Origin of the sequence: Dictyobacter aurantiacus (assembly GCF_003967515.1) — a bacterium.
In the GTDB taxonomy this organism is placed as follows: Bacteria; Chloroflexota; Ktedonobacteria; order Ktedonobacterales; family Ktedonobacteraceae; genus Dictyobacter; species Dictyobacter aurantiacus.
In genome coordinates this window covers 360,328-381,141 of record NZ_BIFQ01000002.1, presented here as the reverse complement: position 1 = coordinate 381,141, position 20,814 = coordinate 360,328, and the positions used below count along the sequence as shown (strand labels likewise).

Annotated in this window: 12 protein-coding genes; 10 read left to right on the top strand and 2 right to left on the bottom strand. The window is 53.8% G+C overall.

Annotation, left to right across the window (positions count from 1 at the left end):
* The first annotated feature begins 29 nt into the window (after positions 1-29).
* The 5 genes from KTT_RS26425 to KTT_RS26405 all read left to right on the top strand — a co-directional run bounded on the left by KTT_RS26425 (position 30) and on the right by KTT_RS26405 (position 9,248).
* Positions 30-713, top strand: a complete 684-nt coding sequence (locus KTT_RS26425) for a hypothetical protein (RefSeq protein ID WP_126600456.1) — start codon at positions 30-32, stop codon at positions 711-713.
* Complete coding sequence (locus tag KTT_RS26420; protein ID WP_160146151.1) at positions 713-3,487, top strand: tetratricopeptide repeat protein; 2,775 nt, start codon at positions 713-715, stop codon at positions 3,485-3,487. The genes KTT_RS26425 and KTT_RS26420 overlap by 1 nt, the downstream gene beginning before the upstream one ends.
* A 16-nt stretch (positions 3,488-3,503) precedes the next feature.
* Positions 3,504-5,207 (top strand): hypothetical protein, encoded by a 1,704-nt coding sequence (locus KTT_RS26415; RefSeq protein WP_126600452.1) that lies wholly within the window; start codon positions 3,504-3,506, stop codon positions 5,205-5,207.
* Positions 5,208-5,327: 120 nt separating this feature from the next.
* The gene (locus KTT_RS26410; RefSeq protein ID WP_126600449.1) at positions 5,328-6,233 is read left to right on the top strand and encodes a TRAFAC clade GTPase domain-containing protein; all 906 of its coding nucleotides are present in this window, start codon (positions 5,328-5,330) and stop codon (positions 6,231-6,233) included.
* 105 nt (positions 6,234-6,338) lie between these two features.
* Positions 6,339-9,248, top strand: a complete 2,910-nt coding sequence (locus KTT_RS26405) for a hypothetical protein (RefSeq protein ID WP_126600447.1) — start codon at positions 6,339-6,341, stop codon at positions 9,246-9,248.
* An 82-nt stretch (positions 9,249-9,330) separates the two neighbouring features.
* Here the strand turns inward: KTT_RS26405 and KTT_RS26400 are convergent, their stop codons facing one another.
* Positions 9,331-9,660, bottom strand: coding sequence for a hypothetical protein (locus tag KTT_RS26400; RefSeq protein ID WP_126600445.1), 330 nt, complete (start codon positions 9,658-9,660; stop codon positions 9,331-9,333).
* 885 nt (positions 9,661-10,545) lie between these two features.
* On the opposite strand from KTT_RS26400, the gene KTT_RS26395 reads away from it, so the two are divergent.
* From KTT_RS26395 to KTT_RS26380, 4 genes are all read left to right on the top strand, one after another.
* Positions 10,546-10,752: a hypothetical protein gene (locus KTT_RS26395; RefSeq protein WP_126600443.1), complete on the top strand. Its 207-nt coding sequence runs from the start codon at positions 10,546-10,548 to the stop codon at positions 10,750-10,752.
* 207 nt (positions 10,753-10,959) lie between these two features.
* Positions 10,960-13,119 (top strand): TOMM precursor leader peptide-binding protein, encoded by a 2,160-nt coding sequence (locus tag KTT_RS26390; RefSeq protein WP_160146150.1) that lies wholly within the window; start codon positions 10,960-10,962, stop codon positions 13,117-13,119.
* 4 nt (positions 13,120-13,123) lie between these two features.
* Positions 13,124-15,151 carry a TOMM precursor leader peptide-binding protein gene (locus KTT_RS26385; RefSeq protein ID WP_126600439.1) on the top strand — a complete coding sequence of 676 codons (2,028 nt, stop codon included), beginning with the start codon at positions 13,124-13,126 and terminating at the stop codon, positions 15,149-15,151.
* A 59-nt stretch (positions 15,152-15,210) separates the two neighbouring features.
* Positions 15,211-16,650 (top strand): SagB family peptide dehydrogenase, encoded by a 1,440-nt coding sequence (locus tag KTT_RS26380; protein WP_126600437.1) that lies wholly within the window; start codon positions 15,211-15,213, stop codon positions 16,648-16,650.
* A 129-nt stretch (positions 16,651-16,779) separates the two neighbouring features.
* Here KTT_RS26380 and KTT_RS26375 read toward each other — a convergent pair whose 3' ends face one another.
* On the bottom strand, positions 16,780-17,397 hold the full coding sequence (locus KTT_RS26375) for a TetR/AcrR family transcriptional regulator (protein ID WP_126600434.1): 618 nt from the start codon (positions 17,395-17,397) through the stop codon (positions 16,780-16,782).
* A 449-nt stretch (positions 17,398-17,846) separates the two neighbouring features.
* Here KTT_RS26375 and KTT_RS26370 point away from each other — a divergent pair, with 449 nt between their 5' ends.
* On the top strand, positions 17,847-20,807 hold the full coding sequence (locus KTT_RS26370; protein ID WP_160146149.1) for a tetratricopeptide repeat protein: 2,961 nt from the start codon (positions 17,847-17,849) through the stop codon (positions 20,805-20,807).
* Positions 20,808-20,814: the final 7 nt, after the last annotated feature.

The following is a 20,814-nucleotide window of genomic DNA, read 5'->3' as shown; positions in this document are numbered from 1 at the left end:
AGGCAAAGAGCAAAGGCATGGAGGTCTCAATGACAATGGGCTCAAAGCAACCCGAAAACCTGTTCGCGCACGAACTCGTGCATATTCTTGCCGCGCACGACCTGGATATGACTCAACTGACCGATTTGGCGGGTATTCCATCCGTGGCGGTCCAGCGTATCCAACAATCGTTACACGATCCCACCTTCTCTCCTGTACTCAACCTGGATGAGATGGAAGCCATGGTCACAACCCTGTTTATCAGTGCGACAGAACAGGACCGCCTGCGGGCCGCGCTGCTGGGTACCGCGATCAAAAACCTGCTAAAGCAACAACTCGGCTCAACTTACGCGCGCCAACTTACAGCGCAGATCTATCCTCTGCTGCTTGATGCATTTTTGCACGCGGACCCGGTAACGCTGGGGGACACTGTACGGGGACAGGACCATGAGGCAAACGAAGATCTTGAGACGGACAGCGCCTGGTTCGCTATCATGGAGGCCATGGACGCCGCCGACCTGGCATTGCAACTCAGTCGTGGTCAGACTTCATATACCGAGCAGGTCCACAGGCTCAAAGAAGCTCGCATGCTCCTGGATGAGGCGCTGGCCGAGAGCGAAGACCTGGACGAGGTCATACAGTCGCTGCCACTCTGGCGTACATGGCGGCAGCGGATACAAAGCGAGCGCACGGCTGTTGGCAAGCGTCTGCGTGCATTGGGCATCGAGGAGTGATGATGGAACAGGTTTGGCCATCACCCGGGAGTATTAACGTTTTTATCTCTTCCGTGCCCCCAAGAGAGAAAGCTTTGCGCCGCTCGTTAATTACGGCCCTCAGCCCTCTGGTCAGGCAGGCCTTGATCACGCTCTGGTCTGATGAGAACGTTCTGGGAGGGCAACAAAGCGAGCAGGAGATCACGCACCACCTGAACGCCGCGCAGCTGATCCTCCTGCTGGTCAGCCCCGACTGTATAGATTCTCGCTTCTGGAATCAACAGATGGCCGTCATCATGGCGCGGGAAGCACATGGTGATGTGCAGGTAATACCAGTGCTGCTGCGCCCGACCGTAGGCTGGCAGGACGCCCCTTTTGGACACCTGCCCACCCTACCGGCCGATGGTAAACCGGTAGTCGCGTACAGGCCGCGCGATGAAGGCTGGTACGAGATTGCCAGGAGCATACACAGATTGGTCGCGCACGTGCAGCAGGTGCCACCTGCAATCATCTCCCGCAGGCTGAGAACGCAACCGCCAGTGCCGCATCCGTCCGCGAGTGTTCCTCGACCACAGCTCGTGGTCGACATCTATCAGCAGTTGACCAGCCCCACCACGAGTGCCCTGGTGCTGACCGGGATCGGCGGCCTGGGCAAGTCGGTTCTGGCGATCCAGGTCTGCCACTTTGTCGAGGAACAACGCCGGGCCGGGCACGGACCTTTTTTGTCCCCTGCTCTCTGGCTCGATATCGACGCGACAACAAGCCTGCAGGAGGTACTAATAACACTATGCGAGGCATCTGGCGCAGCGTTACCAGCGCTGCAGACAATGTCCGTCTACGATCTCGTTGCGGCTCTGCTGCAGCTCGTGCAAAACAACCCACAACCACGCCTGATAATCATCAATCAGCTTGAACACTGGCTGGACCCGCAGACGCGCTATCCACTGGCACAACATGCCGGCGTTGGCGAATGGCTTGAGCTGCTCAATACCCAGCCGTGCGCCAGCCGTATACTGTTCACCAGCCGCATCTACCCACATGGCAAGCAGCAGCACCTGGACGCCTATGTACAGAGATTCGTCCCTGCCGGTTTAACCGTGGCAGAAGGTCTCCAACTCTTCCGCCTGGGAAACATCGCGGAGACGGATCAAGACCTGGCCGCGGTCGTCGCCTCTTACCAGGGGCATCCCCTGGCACTGGCTTTGCTGCGCGATATTCTCAAAGAGAATCGCAGCTTATCGCTGGCGACCCTGTTGCAAGATCTCGCGTACAAACAACTCTGGGTCAACGACATGGCTGAAAACATCCTGCAATATATTTATACGCAACAATTAAACCAGGAGCAGCGCGAACTCTTGCAGGCTTTTGCGATCTATCGCCTGGCCGTGCCCCTGCAGGCGGCGCAGAGCATCGTCCACCGCAGGATCACGATGCCCGTCAGCCGTACCGGTGCGGTGTTGCGCGTTTTGCTCGACCAGGATCTTCTCCAGGCCACCGGCAACCTCGAGTATCGCCTGCAACCGGTGCTGCGTGATTTTGTCCAGGCCTGGGAGAATGAGAACGACCCTGGCCTCGACGCGGAGAAGAGGCGCCAGGTTCATCAAATCGCGGCCAGTTACTACCAGGAACGCTTCTCCGATGCCACCAGGCGCATGTCACAACCCCACATAAACGATTTCCGTCTGATATTAGAAGCCGCCTGGCACTATTGCCAGGCGGATCAACCCGCTGAAGCGTATCAGCTGATACACCGCGAACAACTCTTCCTCTATTTCCACCGCTGGGGAGGCAATAGCCTGCTGCTGGAGCTGTATGAACTTTTACTGCCCGCCGAAAAGTGGCACGCGGCCCCTCTAACCGCAGGGCAGGTCAACCACGAAATGGGGTCTATCCAGAGCGCGCTGGGCAACAAGCACGAAGCGCAATTGTACTACGAACGTGCGTTGCCTCTGTTACGCCAGGCAGAGCAGCCGGTTGTGCTGGCCGAAGCGTTGAACGACCTGGGCATGGTATACCGCGCCCTCAATCAGGAGGCGCTCGCAGAGCAGTGCTATCGCGAGGCGTGGGTACTGTGTGAAGAGGCAGGCAAGCATTTTCCCCAGCGGGGGATTACACTCAACAACATGGGTCGCCTCCTCTATGAGCGGGGACGGCAACACCAACAGCGCCGACAGAAAGCACAGGCGCGCGAACTCTTTCAGGAAGCCCTTGCCCGCTATGAGCAGGCGCTGGCGGCCCATCAAAGCAACAATCAACCAGAGGAACGAGGCTGGACCCTGCTCAATCTCGGCGATGTCTACATGGCCCTCAACCAGCACGAAAAAGCTCACAATAACTACTGGCAAGCTCTGCAACAGTTCCGTGGTTTTGGTGAACGCCGGGGCGAGGGGACGGTCCTGAATAACCTGGGCGTTCTTCTAGCATATGATCGCGCAAAAAAAGACCAGGCCCTGGCCTGTTATGTGCAAGCGATACATATTTTTCGCGCAGTCGGTGATCGCTGGCAGGAAGAGAAAACGCTCCGGAACCTGGGACGCTGGTTGCTCATCTATGTTCCCGAGCAAGAACCGTCGCGCACCCAGGGATACATATCTGGCCTTGCTTGCTTCTTTGCTGCCCGAGCTGTATTTAAGAAGCAACACACTACCCGCGATACCTTCATTCCGGACTGGCTACTCGCATCCCTGCGCCAGGAACTGGGAGCACAAAAGGTGGAGGAACTTGTCAAAGATGCGGAGACGAGGTCCTCACAAATTGTCGGAGAACTTTTGCATATGCCCCATGATTTTGTGTAGTACGGAGGAATACAGAATGCCCATAATGCCAGAGGTACAGATTGCTGTCGAACATGTCATTTTTACCCGCGTTGAAAGAACGTATTCACCCCAGGGGTATAGCGGATATCAAATCGTATATCAATCACCCTCGCTGGGCGCGGAAACGGCGCAGATCGAGAAGTATGTCCAGTGTTTCCAACCTGGTAAGCAGCCCGTGCGCCGTCATCAGTTCTTCTGGACAGAGAAGGGCCAGGCGGTTTTCACCCGGAGTGTCCCCCTGACCTCGCCAGATCCGGAGGTGATCGATAAAAATCAACGCGACGCTTTCCTTGTGCATGCCCTCGTGGTCAGTCGAGAACACTTCGCGCGAGTGAGAAATGACCCGTTTGCTATCTTCGCGGCGGCGGAAAACAACCAGCTACTGACAACAGACGTCGCGCAACTCGTTGCGTATCTCAGAAAAGATCCACCTCCCACGCAACTCGTGGTACCGATCCGCTCAGGAGCAATGTACCCGCCGGAATGGTCAGTATGGAACCTCTACCTGCTGTGCGTGGCCGCGCCCAACCTGCACGAGCAAAAGCAATCGATCCTGATGATCGCGGCCGATCCAGAAGAAATCTTTCAACTGCTCAGCTGTATGCTGGCATGGTTACCCGCCGATCAACGCGTTGCCTGCACCTTTGATACCTTTGTTGATCACTGCACGCCTCCCGCGGGCAACTTCTGGATCGTCGGGGGAACCCGGTCGATCGGCAATAGCAGCTTTATATCGATGCCGCTGGCCGAACGCAAGGTTGTGTCACTCAAGGGAAGCGATGAGCGATCTCTGTATACTACGTGGTTTGCCTATGCGCTGCAAAACACTGAGAGCGATGCTCAGATAAACGAAGACCTATATACAGCACAGGTAGTGGCGGAAGTTTTCACTGCACACCGCGCATTGCCTGCGTTCCCCTTGAGCAAGCGCGCATTAAATACATTTTACAACCTGAATAGCCGGGCTATTACCACCAGGCTGGCTAAAGCTCTGGCGACGGTTTTGCCCGGACATATCGCTGAACTCCTCGCGCCTTCGCTACATACCTATATCTATGAGCCGCTCCCAACAATTTTGAGTATCGCGGCCCAGGAGACATGCGATACCCAGATGCTGGCTCACATCACGCTGGCCAAAATCGTCTATTACTGGCTACTCAACGAGCAACCGGAATGGAAAGAGTGGGAGAGTGTACTCACATTTTCGGAGCAGGCTACGTATATGCCGCTGATCCTGCTGGCAAATGTGAAAGCAAAAGCACGTCCGCAGACCCTACTCTCAAGTATGAAAGCACGCTCGCCTTTTTTTTCCACGAGCGATGATAAACCCCAGGCTCAAGATGTAGCCGTGGGTGCTCTGCTGAAAACAGGTGAGCTGCCGCAGGTACTGGATGAGCTCCTGGCAGGGGTGCAGCCAGTACAGGACCCGCTACCGTCCGACACAGCGCAAGCCGCGCGCCAGTCGCAATCGAGTTCAACGCGCAGGCTGCAATTGAGTGATGAAGAGTTTCAGATGCTGGTCAACGCTCTTTTGCACCAGCAGGCGGGTAACTTGCTGCAAGGTCGATGCGTGTGGCGCGTTGAGTACCTGCAAAACTCCAGAATTGTTCGCAGCCTGGTGAAAGCGGTAGACGCGAGCCAGAATGTTGCAGCCGAGTTTGTGCATGCTTTACATCATCATCCACTGTATTCCAGGTAGAAAATCAAGGGGGTTAATCTTCCAATGTTAGGTAAAAATATCCAGTGCCCGCGATGCCTGAGGCGTTTTCGCATTCCCTCCCGAGTAGATAAGGGCATCGTTTGCCAGGAATGCCATTTTATGGTTCCTCTGGCATATATCCGTGGATGCAAAGATGCGCCGCCAGTCTTTGTGCAGTTGTTCGGGCTGACCGAGGCCGGCAAGACCATGTTTCTGGATATGCTGCGTCTGCATCTCTATGATATGGCCCACGTCTGGGACGCCACTGGCTTCTACGCCCAGCCCATCACCCAGCTCGATGTCGAGCACAAAAACGTGCTGCAGGCCGAACGCGTCGAAGGTGTTCTTCCCGGCAGCACCCCCAAACGCGATCGCGACCAGAACGAGGTCTATATTATGTCCCTCAAGCATATGGTGCGCTGGGGTTCACGCTTCCTGGTGGTCATGGATCACGCCGGTGAGCAATTCGGTAGGCTGGTCATCGATGTGGCCGAGATTCCCTTCCTGCAGCACACCCCGGTCACCATTATGCTGCTCAGCCTGCCCGATTTACTACGCGATAAAATGCGCGTTGATAACCTGGTCAATAGTTACATCACTTCCCTGGAGGAGCGGCGGGTGAACTTTGCCCGCGAGCGCCGTCAGCTGATTATCGTCTTCAGCAAAGCCGACATCATCCCTGATCTGGCCCCCGAACTGCGCGATTACCTCAGCCAGGACACTATCTATGCAGCATTATGCGACCCGCGGCAGCGTCTCCAGTTCGGCGAAATAGAGGTGAACAATTATTTGCAAGAAATGGCACATATCAGTGATGTGACCAGGCAATGGGTTAGAGAAAAAGTTATGAGCGGATCAGCCATGCTCAATATGCTGGCCGATCGCGGCATCGACACCCGCTTTACCGTGATGTCAGCGACCGGGCATCCGCTTACTCCTGGTGGAAACACGCTCGCGCCCAGTCCGCGTCGTGTGCTGGACCCGTTCTTCTGGGTACTCGAATACTATAAACGAAATAATCTCTAAGATCTTATTCCGCGACTCAGCGGCACTGTCCTGGCTTGTACCGCGCACTCAGTTTTTTGGATAAGTAAATAAATTATATGACAGAACACGATCAGGGATGATGTTATGCTCAATCAAATTCTAAATTTTATCGAAGGCCAGTATGTTTATTGTCCACGTTGTCTGCACCGTCTACCCATCAGGTCGCAGGTCAAGCAGGACGTTCCCTGCGAGGAATGCCATTTTACGATCCCCCTGGCATATATCCGTGGATGCAAAGATGCGCCGCCAGTCTTTGTGCAGTTGTTCGGGCTGACCGAGGCCGGCAAGACCATGTTTCTGGATATGCTGCGTCTGCATCTCTATGATATGGATCGCGCCTGGGGCGCCGCTGGCTTCTACGCCCAGCCCATCACCCAGCTCGATGTCGAGCACAAAAACGTGCTGCAGGCCGAACGCGTCGAAGGTGTTCTTCCCGGCAGCACCCCCAAACGCGATCGCGACCAGAACGAGGTCTATATTATGTCCCTCAAGCATATGGTGCGCTGGGGTTCACGCTTCCTGGTGGTCATGGATCACGCCGGTGAGCAATTCGGTAGGCTGGTCATCGATGTGGCCGAGATTCCCTTCCTGCAGCACACCCCGGTCACCATTATGCTGCTCAGCCTGCCCGATTTACTGCGCGATAAAATGCGCGTTGATAACCTGGTCAATAGTTACATCACTTCCCTGGAGGAGCGGCGGGTGAACTTTGCCCGCGAGCGTCGTCAGCTGATTATCGTCTTCAGCAAAGCCGACATCATCCCTGATCTGGCCCCCGAACTGCGCGATTACCTCAGCCAGGACACCGTCTATGAGTCGTTAAAGGGGAATTTCACTCTGTCCGAGGCAGAGCTTGACGCGTATATGCAACAGATGGAAGTGATCAGCCATGCGACCAGACTGTGGGTGGAAAAGAGCGTACAGGGTGGGGCGGCTATGCTGCATATGCTGGATGATCGCGGCATCGACACCCGCTTTACCGTGATGTCAGCGACCGGGCATCCGCTTTCTACCGATGGTAACAGGCTGGCGCCCAGTCCGCGCCGTGTGCTGGACCCGTTCTTCTGGCTGCTCGAATACTATAAGCGCCTCGGACCTCAGAATATTGTGCAGGCGCGCTGGAGCACGATCCTTGCTACCTTCTTGCCTGGCCTGCGCTTGGCCAGTTCGCTCGTACTACTGATACTACTGTTCTGTTGCGCGCTTGGAGGTGGCATCTACGCCTTTCAGTTTTCTCAAGGCTCCTCTGCGTTTACTGGTCTTAGCCTATCGCTCGTTTTGTTATGTATCTGTAGTCTGGTCCAACAACGGCTAACAGACAAGCATGATCCGGTACTGCGTGGCCTCCTCCGCGTAGCCATACCGGCCTTTTTTCTCGCCTGTGTGGCATTGCAAACCATACCCACGGTACAGCAAGCACTCTCTCAGATTATGCTCTACCAACTGCTGGGTATATCCATTATTGGCACCGCCCTGTTCTCATGCTTCCAACCAGCGGCACGCGTGACCGCGCAGAGCCGGGTCACACTGGCGACCATCGTGGGGTCCGCCGCTTTACTCCAGTATGTGTATGGAGCGCAGCAACAGTTGCCGTCGCTCCCCTATCTCCAGACCGGTATATCAGCCAGTACCTATAGCGCAATCAATACGACGCTCGTGGTCATATTGTTTTGCGTTGCTGTGCTCGTCCTGCTGCTTTCAACGCCAGAGCGTATCTGGTTTGACCGCGTCGCCCTGGGTATGGTCGCGCTCGTGTACGGAGCCTTCCAGCTTGTCTATGGAACGCAGGAGATCAACGATGCTTTTTCATCTGCAGGCCCCCTTTTCCAGTCCAGGGACAATATCGCCATTATCAACAACATAATTATTTTTGTCGTCGCTATCGTTCTTCCGATCTCCCTCTTTATTCTGCACCGTTTCGCGCGTATAGATCGTCTGCCATTGTTGATCCTGGCTCTCGTCTGTGCTGGCATGCTCAACTTCCTGGGGGATGGGGTAGCGCTCCCCTACGGACCGTATAGCACATTTACACTGACCTGGACGATCGCTGACCTGCTTTCGTCAACACAGATTGTCATCTATGGGTTGATAATAGCAGGCGTTCTGATGCTTATTCGCTGGCTATTTACACGCTTTTCTGGCACCTTTACCTTTTGGGATCATGTTATGCTCTTTTTCACTGCGCTTGTCTGCGCGCAGCTACAGGTGTTCCCATGGGAGAGTTCTGTGCTGCTGACACAGACTCCTGAGCTGCAAGCAACGTTCTCTACACTAAACAATAGTATCGCTGGTAGTTTGACCTGGCTCATGCTCGCTGGCAGTATCGGTGTGCTTGCCTTGCTGCTTCTGCCTCTGGCACGGCAGATCACACAGATTGAGCGAGTTGCTACGCTGATTAGTGAGCGTGCGTCCTGGCTTGTGCACGTGCCCGTATGGTTTGAGCATATGCTGATCGCGTCAACAGCCAGCGGATGCGCATTATTGATAGGGCTCTATGGTCTGACGGACCCAACGCCGGCGATCCTGTATGCTATTGGAGGTATTGGGATCACCTGGTATCAGATCGCGGCGCTCCTCTTCGTCATCCTCGCCATCATCAGCATCGGCAGATTAACGCGACCACTGACGAGAAGCGATCGTTTTCTGCTTCTTATGAACATTGTCCTCTGCACCGTTTTTTACGTTGCCAAAGGAGTTCCCCAGATTCCCCTCTCAAGTGTGTTGCAAAACTGGGACGAGGGTGCATATAACTCCCAACTGCCCAACCTGCTTTTCGGCATGCTGCTAGCCGGAATGGCGCTCATCTTTTTATGGTGGTCAACAAACCAGAAACGCTCGGGCGATCGCCGCCTGCTCCAGATTATTTTCGTGCTGGCTCTCACCAGCAGCGTACTACAGTTGTGGGTATCTTCCCTCTTCTTCACGCTTCTTGCGCTCCTTGCCTTAATCATGGGTGTGGTCATTGCCGCGCTATCAACAAGTTCCATGCTATAAATGTGGGATTTACAGGTTGCGTCCCTGCAACGAGCACAGATGCGCCTTGATAGAGCATTCTGGAGTGGAATGGTTTCCCCTGTCAGCTGTTTTCTTTGCCAGCCGACTCCTGCTCCGTGTGAATAAAGACAAATCCAGGTGACTGATCATTGATCGTTACCCGTACCTGATGTGCATTCCGCAGCATATCAATCAGGCCGGGCAGTGCCCCCTGCTTAAAGGATACGGTAGCACTATTGAGGTCGGAGGAGAGGATCGGCTCAGGAACGGGAGAAGTGTCCTCGACAAAAGTGACATTCGCTACCGGAATTGTCGTCGGGCCTTGCCCCCAGAGCTGTAATCTCCCCGGACCTCCAACTCGCGCATCAAAAGAATAGTTGTAACTCTGAATCTGGTGCACTTTGAATGCCATAATGATAACCTCCTATGCTAATCGAGATATTTCAGGTTACATCACCTGCACAATAGTGAAATGTGCTATTCGGAACTTATTGGAAATCTGTAGGGTTCCTGACCAAGAAATGCCTGAGGGGTAAGGTGGCACAAGTTTACCGTTCTCTTTCACTACCGGTGACCAGCGCTTAAGATGAGTTCACTACGATGCCGCCATATTTCAGTGTGTAGGCCAGTTGAAGTATAATAAGCATAACATATTTCGCATAATATTCCAAATATAAAGTTATTTATTCTATAATAAAGGTATTATAAATGCTTTATGAGAAATTATGTTGTAAAGGTGCACTTCTCTACTGCTCTCTTTCTGGCAGGCGTCAGGGATTGGGGGGTGTTCCTTCTTTCTCAAAACTGTTACCTGTCTGATATACATTCAGAATCTATGTGGCAAACACCTGGTGACCACACGGTTTCTGTAATCGATGGCACTAGCAATACCAATGCGGTGCTCGGTCCGCCCATTGCAGTTGGGCGTGGCCCAGAGTGCGTAGGGGTTATGCGTAACGGGATCATCATCATGGAGAACCCACTCCCGGTCACCAGAAGCATTCCACCTGTCGCTTCCGGTGACTGGGAGTGCTTACGACAACGGGATACCACACGTGTGGCTAGTTGCGTTGCTTCATGTCACCATGTGTAGAGAAGGGGATGGGTATGACCCTTCCCTTAGATAAAAAAATATTTAAAATGATTAAATATTGCGCATATGTATAATAAGACAATAAGAGCATAATGCTCTTATTATGGGCGGAAGATAGATGGATAGCCGCAAAAACAAACGCAAGGAAACTTCAACAAGCGGAATTAATGCGTCACGTGCTTTGCACGGAAAGGAAAGCGTATTATGAAACCCGAAAAGAAGCTCTCCGAGCAATTTGTTGATTTTGTTGACCTGACCGATGAAAGCCTGGAAGAGGTTGAACTCATTCAGGGTGGCACCAGCGCTAGTAACTGCGGTGGTGGTTCCTGGGGTTATGGTTATGGGGGGTGGTTCTGCAACAATGTTGGTTTCTGCAACTATGGTTATGGTTATGGCCATTTATGCGTTTGACATAGCTTCTGTCGTGGTTGCTATTTACTAATGCAGCTGTTTGCCTGGTAACTGCTCATGCGGCGGTTACTGGGACAGAGAGGGCCAGAGCCGATTGTTTGTGTGCCGGCTAGATCGGCTCTCCCTTTTTTCCTTTGCTATACATCCTCGCATTCAGAATTGAAGCTCTGTTTATCTGGAATGTTTTTCTCCAGGAGAGAGTTTTCTATGCTCGTGCAAAATATGCACCCAAAATGGAGAGCCGATACATATTTTATTCCGATGCCCGATGGTGTCTATCTACGCGGAAATAGCAGCCGCCTTTTCCTCAAGGGCAAAAGCCTCTTTGCTCTGCTTGAACGCCTCGTTCCCATGCTCGACGGAAGTGTTTCTATTGAAGAGCTAACTGACGGTCTGGACACAGCTAAAAAGCGCATGATTACGAATTTGCTTGAGAAATTACTGGCCCATGATTTTCTGACAGATACAAGCCAGGATCAACCACATACGCTTCGTTCCTCAAAGCTGGAAAGCGTTGCCCTCGACATTGCTTTTCTCGCTGCTCGAAAACCGTCAGCAGCCTCGCGCTTTGAACGTTTTTGCCGGCAGCCATTGCTCCTTATCGGTTCTGGCGCCAGTTGCATCGCGCTGATAAAGGCGAGCATCCAATGTGGCGTAAAAAAGATCGACGTATTGATTACGCCAGAGGGTGCGGTTGGGGCGGATGCTCGCCAGATGATGCTTGATTTCTCCGCCGAGAACGCACCTGAGCAAACGGTGCGTTTTCTTGCTACTCCCTCCTGGAACGAGGAGTCCGCAGTGCGCGATACGATCCAGGCTTATGATGCCCTCTTGCATGTCTCTGAGCGACCGATGTTGGCGCGTGCGCTCCTGCTAAACCGGTTGTGCCTTGAGCAAAGGAAAACGTTCATGCAGGCGGTGGTCGTCGATGATCGTGCCTGGCTCGGTCCGCTGGTGAGTCCAGAGGCCCAGAACTGTTGGGAGTGTGCCTGGCGACGCCTGCAAGCCAACCTGAGCTATTTTTCATCACAACCCTCACACTATGAATTTGAGGATCAGCCGCTGGCCGTGCCTCATCACTTGCTCACCGCAGCGGGATCTACCATGCTTGCCAATCGGCTGATCTTTACCCTGTTTCAATCTGTGACGCAGAGCGGCTCCCCCGAGATCGCTGCCCGGTTAAGCACGTTTGATCTGGCAACATTTGAGGGAGAGAGCCACACGTTTCTGCCACATCCTCACTGTCTGGCCTGTCAGCAACCAGCCGTTCCAGGCGTATCACAGTTCCTGCAGCAGATGCAAAGCCTGCAGAACCGGGAACCAACCGACCCGGAGGCATTGCTGGAAAATATTGGCGGATGCGTTGACAAGAGACTCGGCATTTTTACCGCGTTTGAGTATAGTGATTTTGCCCAGGCTCCGCTGGCGGTTTATCAAGTCCATAGTTCCAATCCCCTGCCCCGGCAGATCTCGTCCGAACCGTTCAGTGTCGTCGCGTTAAGTACGCAGGCAAAAGACGCCTGTGTACAGGCCGCGCAAAAGGCGTGCGCGCGCTATGCTGCTTCTATGGTAGATCGACGCCGCTTGCTCTCCTCTGCAGCAGTTCCACAACAGTCCTCTTGCCCCACCATTACGAGCGATCAATTGCTTGAGATATCTTCCCTCCCTGTAGTAGAAGAGGAGATGTGGATCTGGGCATTGGACTTGCGGACACAGCAGGCGGTGCTTATGTCTGCCAGATACGTTTTCTTGGCTCCTGACCGCAAAGACCGAGGCTGTGCAGCGGGGATGAGTTGGGAGGAAGCGATCTGCCAGGCTCTGCTGGATTGGTGTAACTATCTTACGCTAGAACAGGTGCGGGATACCCAGCGGGCGTATCCTCAGGTTGATCTTGCGCAAGTGTCTCTGACGCCAGAGGGGGCCTATCTCCATCGTCTTCTCCAAACGATTGGAGAGCAGATCACCGTCTATGATGTTACAGGCACCCTGCGCGTTCCTACCTTCGCGACGTGCTCAGGGGAGCAGGTTATCGCGTATAGTACCCACTGTGATGTCGCGCAGGCGCTGAGCATGGGACTCATGGGAGCCGTGCAGCACTACCAGGCTACCCAATTCCAGCAACCTGACTACGCGCTGGAGCCCGTACCAGATTTTCCGGCGCATCTACGCGGCACGCACGTCTCTGTGCCACACGCTTCCTTGCCAGACGCGTGGCCAGCCAGGCGAGAGTGGTTGTTAGCACAATTGTGGGCGAACGGTTTCCGCGCTTTTGCTCTTCCGCTGGACCATGATACGGCCCTGGCGCGGGTGTTACCCTTTATCGTGCGTGTACTTGTGGGCAAACGAGATGTGAAGAGGGGTGAATAAGGCGATGGCGAAGCTTAAAGGGCGTCCGCTTGGACTCATGGGACAGGGACGTATCTATCAGAAGGTGAAACAGTATACCGAAAGGGTGTATGAGGATATTATATTTTTCAGCGAGGAAAGTTCTCCCCAGCAATTGGCCACCTGTAAAATCATTGTCTCTTGCAGCGATACCTGGTCTCCCAGGAATCTCCAGTCGATCAATCAGCGCTGCCGGCAAGCCAACGTAGCCTTGCTCCCCGTTTATACCCAGTTTGACGAAGCCATTATTGGACCCTGTGTCGATCCACAGACCCAGGGGTGTACAACCTGCGCCGAGTTGCGTAAATTGTGGGCGACTTCCTCTCAAACTGATTACGAGCTTTTGCAGCGCTATCTCTCTGGGGAACACACACCCGCTGTATCTCAAACCTGGCTCTCATCGTTCAGTCTGGAAACGCTCGCGGTGCTGGTAGGAGAAGAGATCGCGACCTACCTCCAAAAACCTGACCGTCTACGGACACATGGTGCCTTGCTCTTCGTCTCATTGGAGACGCTGGAGTGTAGCAGGCACGCTTTCCTTCCTTCCCCTGCCTGTCCTGATTGTCAGCAACCGGTCGAAGATAGAGCTGAACTGGCGATGGTGCCGCTGCAAGATAGCCCGAAACAGGGGGTGTTCACCTACCGTATCCGCCAGCCTGTCGCCAACGCTGAACAGCTCCTCGCATCCTATGTCGATCAGCGCACCGGCCTGGTCTCCGCACTTACCGTAGAAACTACCAATCTGCTGCCGATTGCCTCATCTCGGCTCTCTGTTGAACCAGAGAGAACAGCAGTGGGGAGCGGAAGTACTTTGCGTCCAGCGCAGAGCAAGCTTGTCTCGGTTCTGGAATGCGTTGAACGCTATGCCGGTTTATCTCCCAGAGGCAAACGTACGATGGTGCGGGCAAGTTACCATCAACTGATGCAGCAACAAGAGCAAGCGCTCGACCCCACCACGTTGGGGCTACACAGCCCGCAAGCATACGAGGGGAGCGCGCAGCATGCACACCATCCCGGCTGTCGCCATCCGGTACCCTATCAGCACGATCTGATGTGTCATTGGGTGTGGGGATATTCCTTCCAAAAGCAGGTTCCTATCCTCGTGCCAGAGCATTGCGCCTATTATGGAGTTCCCGCAAGCGAAGAAAACCCTCTGTTTCTCGCTGAGACATCCAATGGGTGCGCATTGGGAAATAGTCTGGAAGAGGCGATCTTTCATGGGATGCTGGAAGTAGCCGAGCGTGACGCCTTCTTGCTCACCTGGTATGCTCAACTCAAGTTGCCACATCTTGTACCCTCCTCAGTCACTGATCCCACTATCCGCCTGCTGATCGAGCACCTTGAGTATCATTCTGGCTATACCATCCATATCTTGAATGCCAGCCTGGATCACGCTATCCCTTGCCTCTGTCTACTGTGTGTCGACGAGCAGGGGCGGGAAAACACACCCAATGCCTTTGTCACAACTGGTTCACATCCCCACCCGGAGCAAGCTTTGCTGAGAGCGTTGTGCGAAGCTGCTCTGTTCCTGACCTTTCGACACAGCATGGATCAAGAGAGTCGTGCTCAAGCTCTCAAGATGCTTGCCGATGGCAACCTGGTTCAGGAAATTGATCACCACCCGCTCACCTACTATCTGCCAGAAGCCTTTGAGCGATTACATTTCTTGTATCATGTGCAGTGCCAACAAACCTTCCAGGATGCCTTTGGTGATTTTTATCGTCATCCGCCAGAATGTATGGATTTACGTACTGATCTGGAAGCGCTTATCAACACCTATCTCATCCAGGGCATAGATGTCATCGTCATCGATCAAACCGCTCCTGAACACCAGCCCTGTGGATTACGCTCTGTCAAGGTTCTCATGCCGGGTATGCTCCCGATGACTTTTGGACAGCGCAACCGCAGAATCACAGGTTTCGAGCGCTTACACCAGCTCCCATTTGTCCTGGGATATCAGGATCATCCATTGACAGAGGCAGAGATCAATCCATATCCGCATCCATTTTTGTGATGACGTTCCATGGCTTGCAGTGAGCTACAGAGAAACCTGTCTCTTGAAAGGAGTTGACGATGGACACTATAACGAAATCTTCACATATTTCTTATCGTTTCAAAGAGGATGTAGAGATTCTGGAAAACGAAGATACAATCATTGCCACCTCTCCTTGCAACCAGTTAAAGATCGCTCATCTTAGTCCGGCTCTACGCCATGTGCTGATGATGTTGTCTGAAAGGGCCTGTTCGGTACAAGGGATGAACGAAGCTCTGATTACCGCCCATGAAGAGAGTATGCTGGCGACTTTCTATCGTTATTTGTCCTTGCTGATACGATGTCAGATGGTTTATGTGTATGCCGGAAGGGAGGATGAGCAGATACCTTTAGCGACGTTGATCCCCATTTCACCGTCCTTTCAACATAGATGGGCTGACATTCAAGCCAATCAATCGTATAGAATGTCACGTTTTGCTTATGTCAGGAGAGATGAGGAGGGGCTTCAGTATGTGGAATCTCCTCTCTCTCATGCTCGTCTGCGTCTGGATTGTTCAGTTGCTGCAAGTGTTTTGTATCAACTGGGGACAGCGGTTACCCCGGTCGAACTGGCCCAAACGCTCCCTGGAGAAGATGTCGATAATGTTATTAGTGTGCTCACTTTATTAGTGATGGGCAATTTCGTGTTTCCAACGACGCGTGAGGGGCGACTGGGTGAAGATGACGATGAACGTTACATGCAGTGGGACTTTCATGACCTCCTGTTTCATAGTCGTAGTCGGATGGGGAGACACAATAATATGCTTGGAGGGACTTACCGTTTTCTCCATCGTATTCCTCCTCAACCAGCGGTGAAGCCAATGTCGTGGCCTGTGACAACACCATTGCCCAGACCCGATATGGATCGACTCGCTGAAGTCGATCCAGGCTTGACCGCTGTAATGGAGGCTCGCACCTCAATACGCGATCATGGTGAGCGTCCCATGACGGTTGCTCAACTGGGTGAATTTTTCTATCGGGTTGCCCGTATCAAAGAGGTCTCTCATGGTGGAAACATGTATGACGTTACAAAACGACCGTATCCTAATGGTGGGAGTTGCTATGAAATAGAGTTTTATCTCACGATCGATCGATGTGAAGGGCTCACCCCGGGTTTCTACTGGTATGATCCCTTGAATCATGGTTTATCTTTTATCCAGGGACCAAATAAAGATACCGAAAAACTCTTATCGGATGCATCTAGAGGTGGATTTGATCACCCTCAAGTAGTAATCACCCTTGCTGCGCGTTTCCAGAGGGTTTCGTGGAAGTACGAAAGTATAGCGTACGCGCTGATACTGAAGAATGTCGGAGTAATTTATGCGACGATGTATCTTGTGGCTACTGCTATGGACCTGGCCCCCTGTGCTCTGGGAGCAGGTGATTCTGATCTTTTCACAAAATTATCCGGTTCCGATTATCTCACAGAAACGTCTGTCGGTGAATTTCTCCTCGGCAGCAAGCGGGTACAAACTCCATAAGAAATTGCGCGGTGGAGACTACTGACTTCAGATCAAATCCATAGAAATGAAAGAACCAGATTCCACCAGTTCGTCGTGAGCGCGCCCGTGGGCAGAGGCAACGGCGGTTCTCTCCGCGTTAGCAGGAAATCAAGCGCTTTGATCTGGTGGGCGTGGTGAGACCCAGGTGCTCGCTTCGCGAAACACTGCCGAAGCGAGCAAGGCTGTTCTCGTCGCCATCTCTTTGGGGGTGGAGGGTTGCCCTTGCTCAAGCCACCAGGTGATGGCCTCCACGAACATCGTGGAAACGATATCCGGCACGAACTCATCGGCGAAGGGGGGAATGGGGTGAGCGGACTCATGTGGGCCGTGAGGATGGTGCCCTCGCTCCTTGATCAGGTGAACCAGATCTGCCCGCATCTTTCTCACAAACCAGGGGCTTCCCTTGCTGCCCAGCAGTGCTCGATACAGTCGGTCATACTGGGCGATATGCTCAAAGAATGTGACCCAGACGTCCGCCGGATGTTCTCGCCCCAGTGCCGAAATTTCACCGAACAAAGCGCCCATGGCTTCCTCAAAGATCTGTTCCACCAGGTCATATTTGTCTTGATAGTTGCGATAGAATGCCGCCCGGCTCACCATTGCCTGCTCAGTCAAGTCGCCAACGGTGAGAGCATCGAAGCCCTTTTTCTCGATCAACGCAATGAGGGCTTCTCGCAGCAGGATTTTTGTGCGCCTTACGCGCAGATTCTCGGTTTTCTGAGTCATTTTCCCCTCTTTGTCTCATTCGGGATAAATTCTGCTCATTGATTCTTGTCGTATGCTGCTCAGTTGACTACACTCTTTCTCAGAGACAGCAACTCATATGGGAGAGTATGACCCAATAGAGACAGATTGTCAACAGATCAAGGAGGAATAACTGGTATGCATCACCGTCATCACCATCCGAGCCGAGGGTCCCAGGAGGAAGACGCATCGACCAGGGGACTCATTCGACAGCGCATCGCTGCAATGACGCGCGCAGAACTTCTTTTAGCTGTATCAATTTACCTGTCGAAAAGGGGCAATGTATTGCAATTCTGGTAAATCACATGTTATCATGCACATGTGAGAAGATGAGACCCGCGCTAGATTCTCTATTCGTCTGTATGGCAAAGATAGTGCGTGGCTTCGAGTCCGCTGGTCCTGGTATACGTCCACACAGAAGAGAATTTTTCATGAAAAAACCAGCCAGAAATGTTCCCAATCAGCACCTCAAGCAGGCACGGGTGCGCCAGGGGTGGTCGCAGGAATATGTCGCACGTGAAGTGGGAACAGACGCGTTTACAGTGAGTCGCTGGGAGCGTGGTGTCACCATGCCTGGCCCACACTTTCGTCTTCAACTCTGTACACTCTTTAAAATGAGCGTTCTCGAACTAGGACTTGTTCCCGAGGAACTGGAAGAAAGAACAGAGCCGGACCCTTCCCCACCACCCTCAGATCTCCCGCAACTGGTTCAGACGCCTATCTGGGACCCGGCTATTCCTCCTGCTCCAGCAGGCGGGTCCGGCTTGATAGGACGAGACGGGTTGCTTGGTCAGATAAAGCAGCAATTGATGTCGGAAAGGCGAGTGAAACTCTCTGCACTCCATGGTTTGCCGGGCGTTGGTAAGACTGCCCTGGCTATCGCGCTGGCACATGATGCGGAGATCCAGGCACATTTTTCTGATGGTATCCTCTGGGTTGGGTTGGGACGCCAGCCTGATGTCCTGGGACTGTTGAGCCGCTGGGGAGCCATCCTGGGCTGCGCGCCAGCCGATATGGCACAGCGTAGTAAGCCAGAAGCCTGGGCTGCCAGTATACACGCCGCAATTGGACAGCGCCAAATCCTGTTGGTTCTCGATGATGCCTGGAAAATTACGGATGCCCTGGCCCTGCAGGTAGGGGGCCCTCACTGTGCGCATCTGGTTACCACGCGTTTTCCTGAAATCGCGCGACGCTTCGCCGTCGATGGCACAACCATCGTTCGTGAACTGGAAGATACCGATGGGCGCCTGCTTCTGATGCGCCTGGCTCCCGACTCTGTGCAAGCCGAACCACAAGAAGCACAGGCCCTGGTCAATATGGTAGGTGGGTTGCCGCTGGCCCTGACCCTGCTCGGAAATTTCTTACGTGCTCAGTCCCACAGTGGTCAACCACGGCGGATACGCGCGGCCCTGGAACGCCTGCGTAGCGCGGATGAACGCCTGCGCCTGGCCGAACCGCAGGCATTAATTGGAGCTCATCCCAGCCTGGAGATCGGAGCGCCTCTTTCACTACAGACCGTCATTGGTATAAGCGTGCAGCAAATTAGTGATGACGCGCGCACGACGCTGGGGGCGCTCGCGGTCTTTCCTCCCAAACCCAATACATTTTCAGAGGAAGCTGCTGTGGAGATCAGCGCTCTGCCAGTTGAAACGCTTGATGAATTGAGCGACGCGGGCCTCCTTGAGAGTAGCGGCCCTGAACGCTATACACTCCACCAGACCATCGCGGACTATGCCTCGTCCCATCTGAGCGAGTCGACAGTATATCAACGGCTGGTAACCTACTTTGTGGCTTACGCAGATCAGCATGCGCGGGATTACGTGAAGCTCGATCTTGAAAGCAACAATATCCTGCTGGCCCTGGAATTGGCGCATACTCACAGCATGCAGTCAGCTCTCATTCAGGGCACACATGCTTTCGCGCCCTTCCTGATCACTCGTGGCCTCTATACTCTGGCAGTGACGCTCCTCCAACGTTCATTATCAGCCGCGCAAGCTCTAGAAGATTACCCCGCACAGGTCAGCGCCCTGCTCTCCCTTGGAAAAATCGACGATCAGCGCAGCAACTACTCCAATGCCCGGACAATGTGGCAAAACGCCCTTTCCCTGGCACGCCAGCACGCTGATGTCCGTAGTAGCGCTCAGGTTCTGCGAGAATTGGGCAACCTGGCTCACCGTCAGGGTCAGCCAGAGCTAGCGCGTCAGTTTCTTTCTGAGGCTTTGGAGGCACAGATCCAGCTTGGCGATGAGAGTGGCAGTGCCGAAACTCAGGGAACGCTTGCCGATGTGATTGCTGCCCAGGGAGAGCCGGAATTGGCGCGCAAGCTCTATACTGAAGCGCTCGCTACACTCCGTCGCCTGGGTGACCAGCGTGGCGCCGCCCTGATTCTAGGCAGGCTAGGGGTGCTCGCTCGTGAACAGAGCCAACCGGAGCAGGCACGCCTGTTCTACGATGAGGCTTTAGCCATCTTTCGTAAGGTGGGAGATCAGCATAATATCAGTGTTGTGCTCATTAATCTGGGTAATCTGACCCGTCAGCAAGGCCAACCGGAGCAGGCGCGCCTGTTCTATGAAGAAGCGTTGGAAATTACGCAGCGCATTGAGAATCGGCGCACGTTCGCCTTTACGATCTTAAATCTGGGCAGCATGGCCAGTGATCAGGGGCACTTCGAGCAGGCCCGGCAATTGTTTAACCAGGCGATCCCGATCTTTCGCGAACTTCAGGACCAGCGTAGCCTGGCCATAACCCTCCAGAGTCTTGGCAGCCAGGAGGTCGCCGAAGGTCTTCTGGAACTGGCTCGTTCGCATCTGGATGAGGCTCGCACCCTTTTCAGCAAGATCGCTGACAAGCGCCAGACCGCTCTGATCACACGCGATCTGGGCGCGCTGGCCCGCTGTGAGGGACACCTGGATGAAGCTCACGCACTGCTTGACGAGGCTTTGCCCATCCTTGAACAATTGGGAGATCAACGTGAGGCCGCTGTAGTACGCCAGGAAATGGGCACATTGGCTCTCCAGAAGGGACAACTGGAGCAGGCCCGCGCGCTGTTTGTCCAGGCTCTCGATGTGATGCGCCAGATGGAGGATCGTCGCAACATAGCTCACACGCTGCTCGAACTGGGGCGGCTCGCATGGCAGGAACAGCGGGCGGAAGAGGCGCTACGGTACCTGCTGGGCGCGGGTGTCGGGATGAAGCTGATGCACTGGTTTGAGATTAGCGATGTGGAGAGGTTGCTCGCGTTAGTCCGCGCGCAATTGGGCGATCCGGCCTTTCGCTTGATAGCCAGGCAAGTAGCTCACACCGAGCCAGAGCCAGCCTACGGGCTGAAGCAAGCAGCATGGATTGATATGATTCAGCAGGTGCTTGCGAACTCTCAGGAGGCGCATTTGTAGAGCAAAA

Coding starts and splice junctions, on each gene's coding strand:
- KTT_RS26425 (WP_126600456.1), top strand. CDS start 30: ATGACAATGGGCTCAAAGCAACCCGAAAACCTGTTCGCGCACGAACTC.
- KTT_RS26420 (WP_160146151.1), top strand. CDS start 713: ATGATGGAACAGGTTTGGCCATCACCCGGGAGTATTAACGTTTTTATC.
- KTT_RS26415 (WP_126600452.1), top strand. CDS start 3,504: ATGCCCATAATGCCAGAGGTACAGATTGCTGTCGAACATGTCATTTTT.
- KTT_RS26410 (WP_126600449.1), top strand. CDS start 5,328: ATGGTTCCTCTGGCATATATCCGTGGATGCAAAGATGCGCCGCCAGTC.
- KTT_RS26405 (WP_126600447.1), top strand. CDS start 6,339: ATGCTCAATCAAATTCTAAATTTTATCGAAGGCCAGTATGTTTATTGT.
- KTT_RS26400 (WP_126600445.1), bottom strand. CDS start 9,660: ATGGCATTCAAAGTGCACCAGATTCAGAGTTACAACTATTCTTTTGAT.
- KTT_RS26395 (WP_126600443.1), top strand. CDS start 10,546: ATGAAACCCGAAAAGAAGCTCTCCGAGCAATTTGTTGATTTTGTTGAC.
- KTT_RS26390 (WP_160146150.1), top strand. CDS start 10,960: ATGCTCGTGCAAAATATGCACCCAAAATGGAGAGCCGATACATATTTT.
- KTT_RS26385 (WP_126600439.1), top strand. CDS start 13,124: ATGGCGAAGCTTAAAGGGCGTCCGCTTGGACTCATGGGACAGGGACGT.
- KTT_RS26380 (WP_126600437.1), top strand. CDS start 15,211: ATGGACACTATAACGAAATCTTCACATATTTCTTATCGTTTCAAAGAG.
- KTT_RS26375 (WP_126600434.1), bottom strand. CDS start 17,397: ATGACTCAGAAAACCGAGAATCTGCGCGTAAGGCGCACAAAAATCCTG.
- KTT_RS26370 (WP_160146149.1), top strand. CDS start 17,847: ATGAAAAAACCAGCCAGAAATGTTCCCAATCAGCACCTCAAGCAGGCA.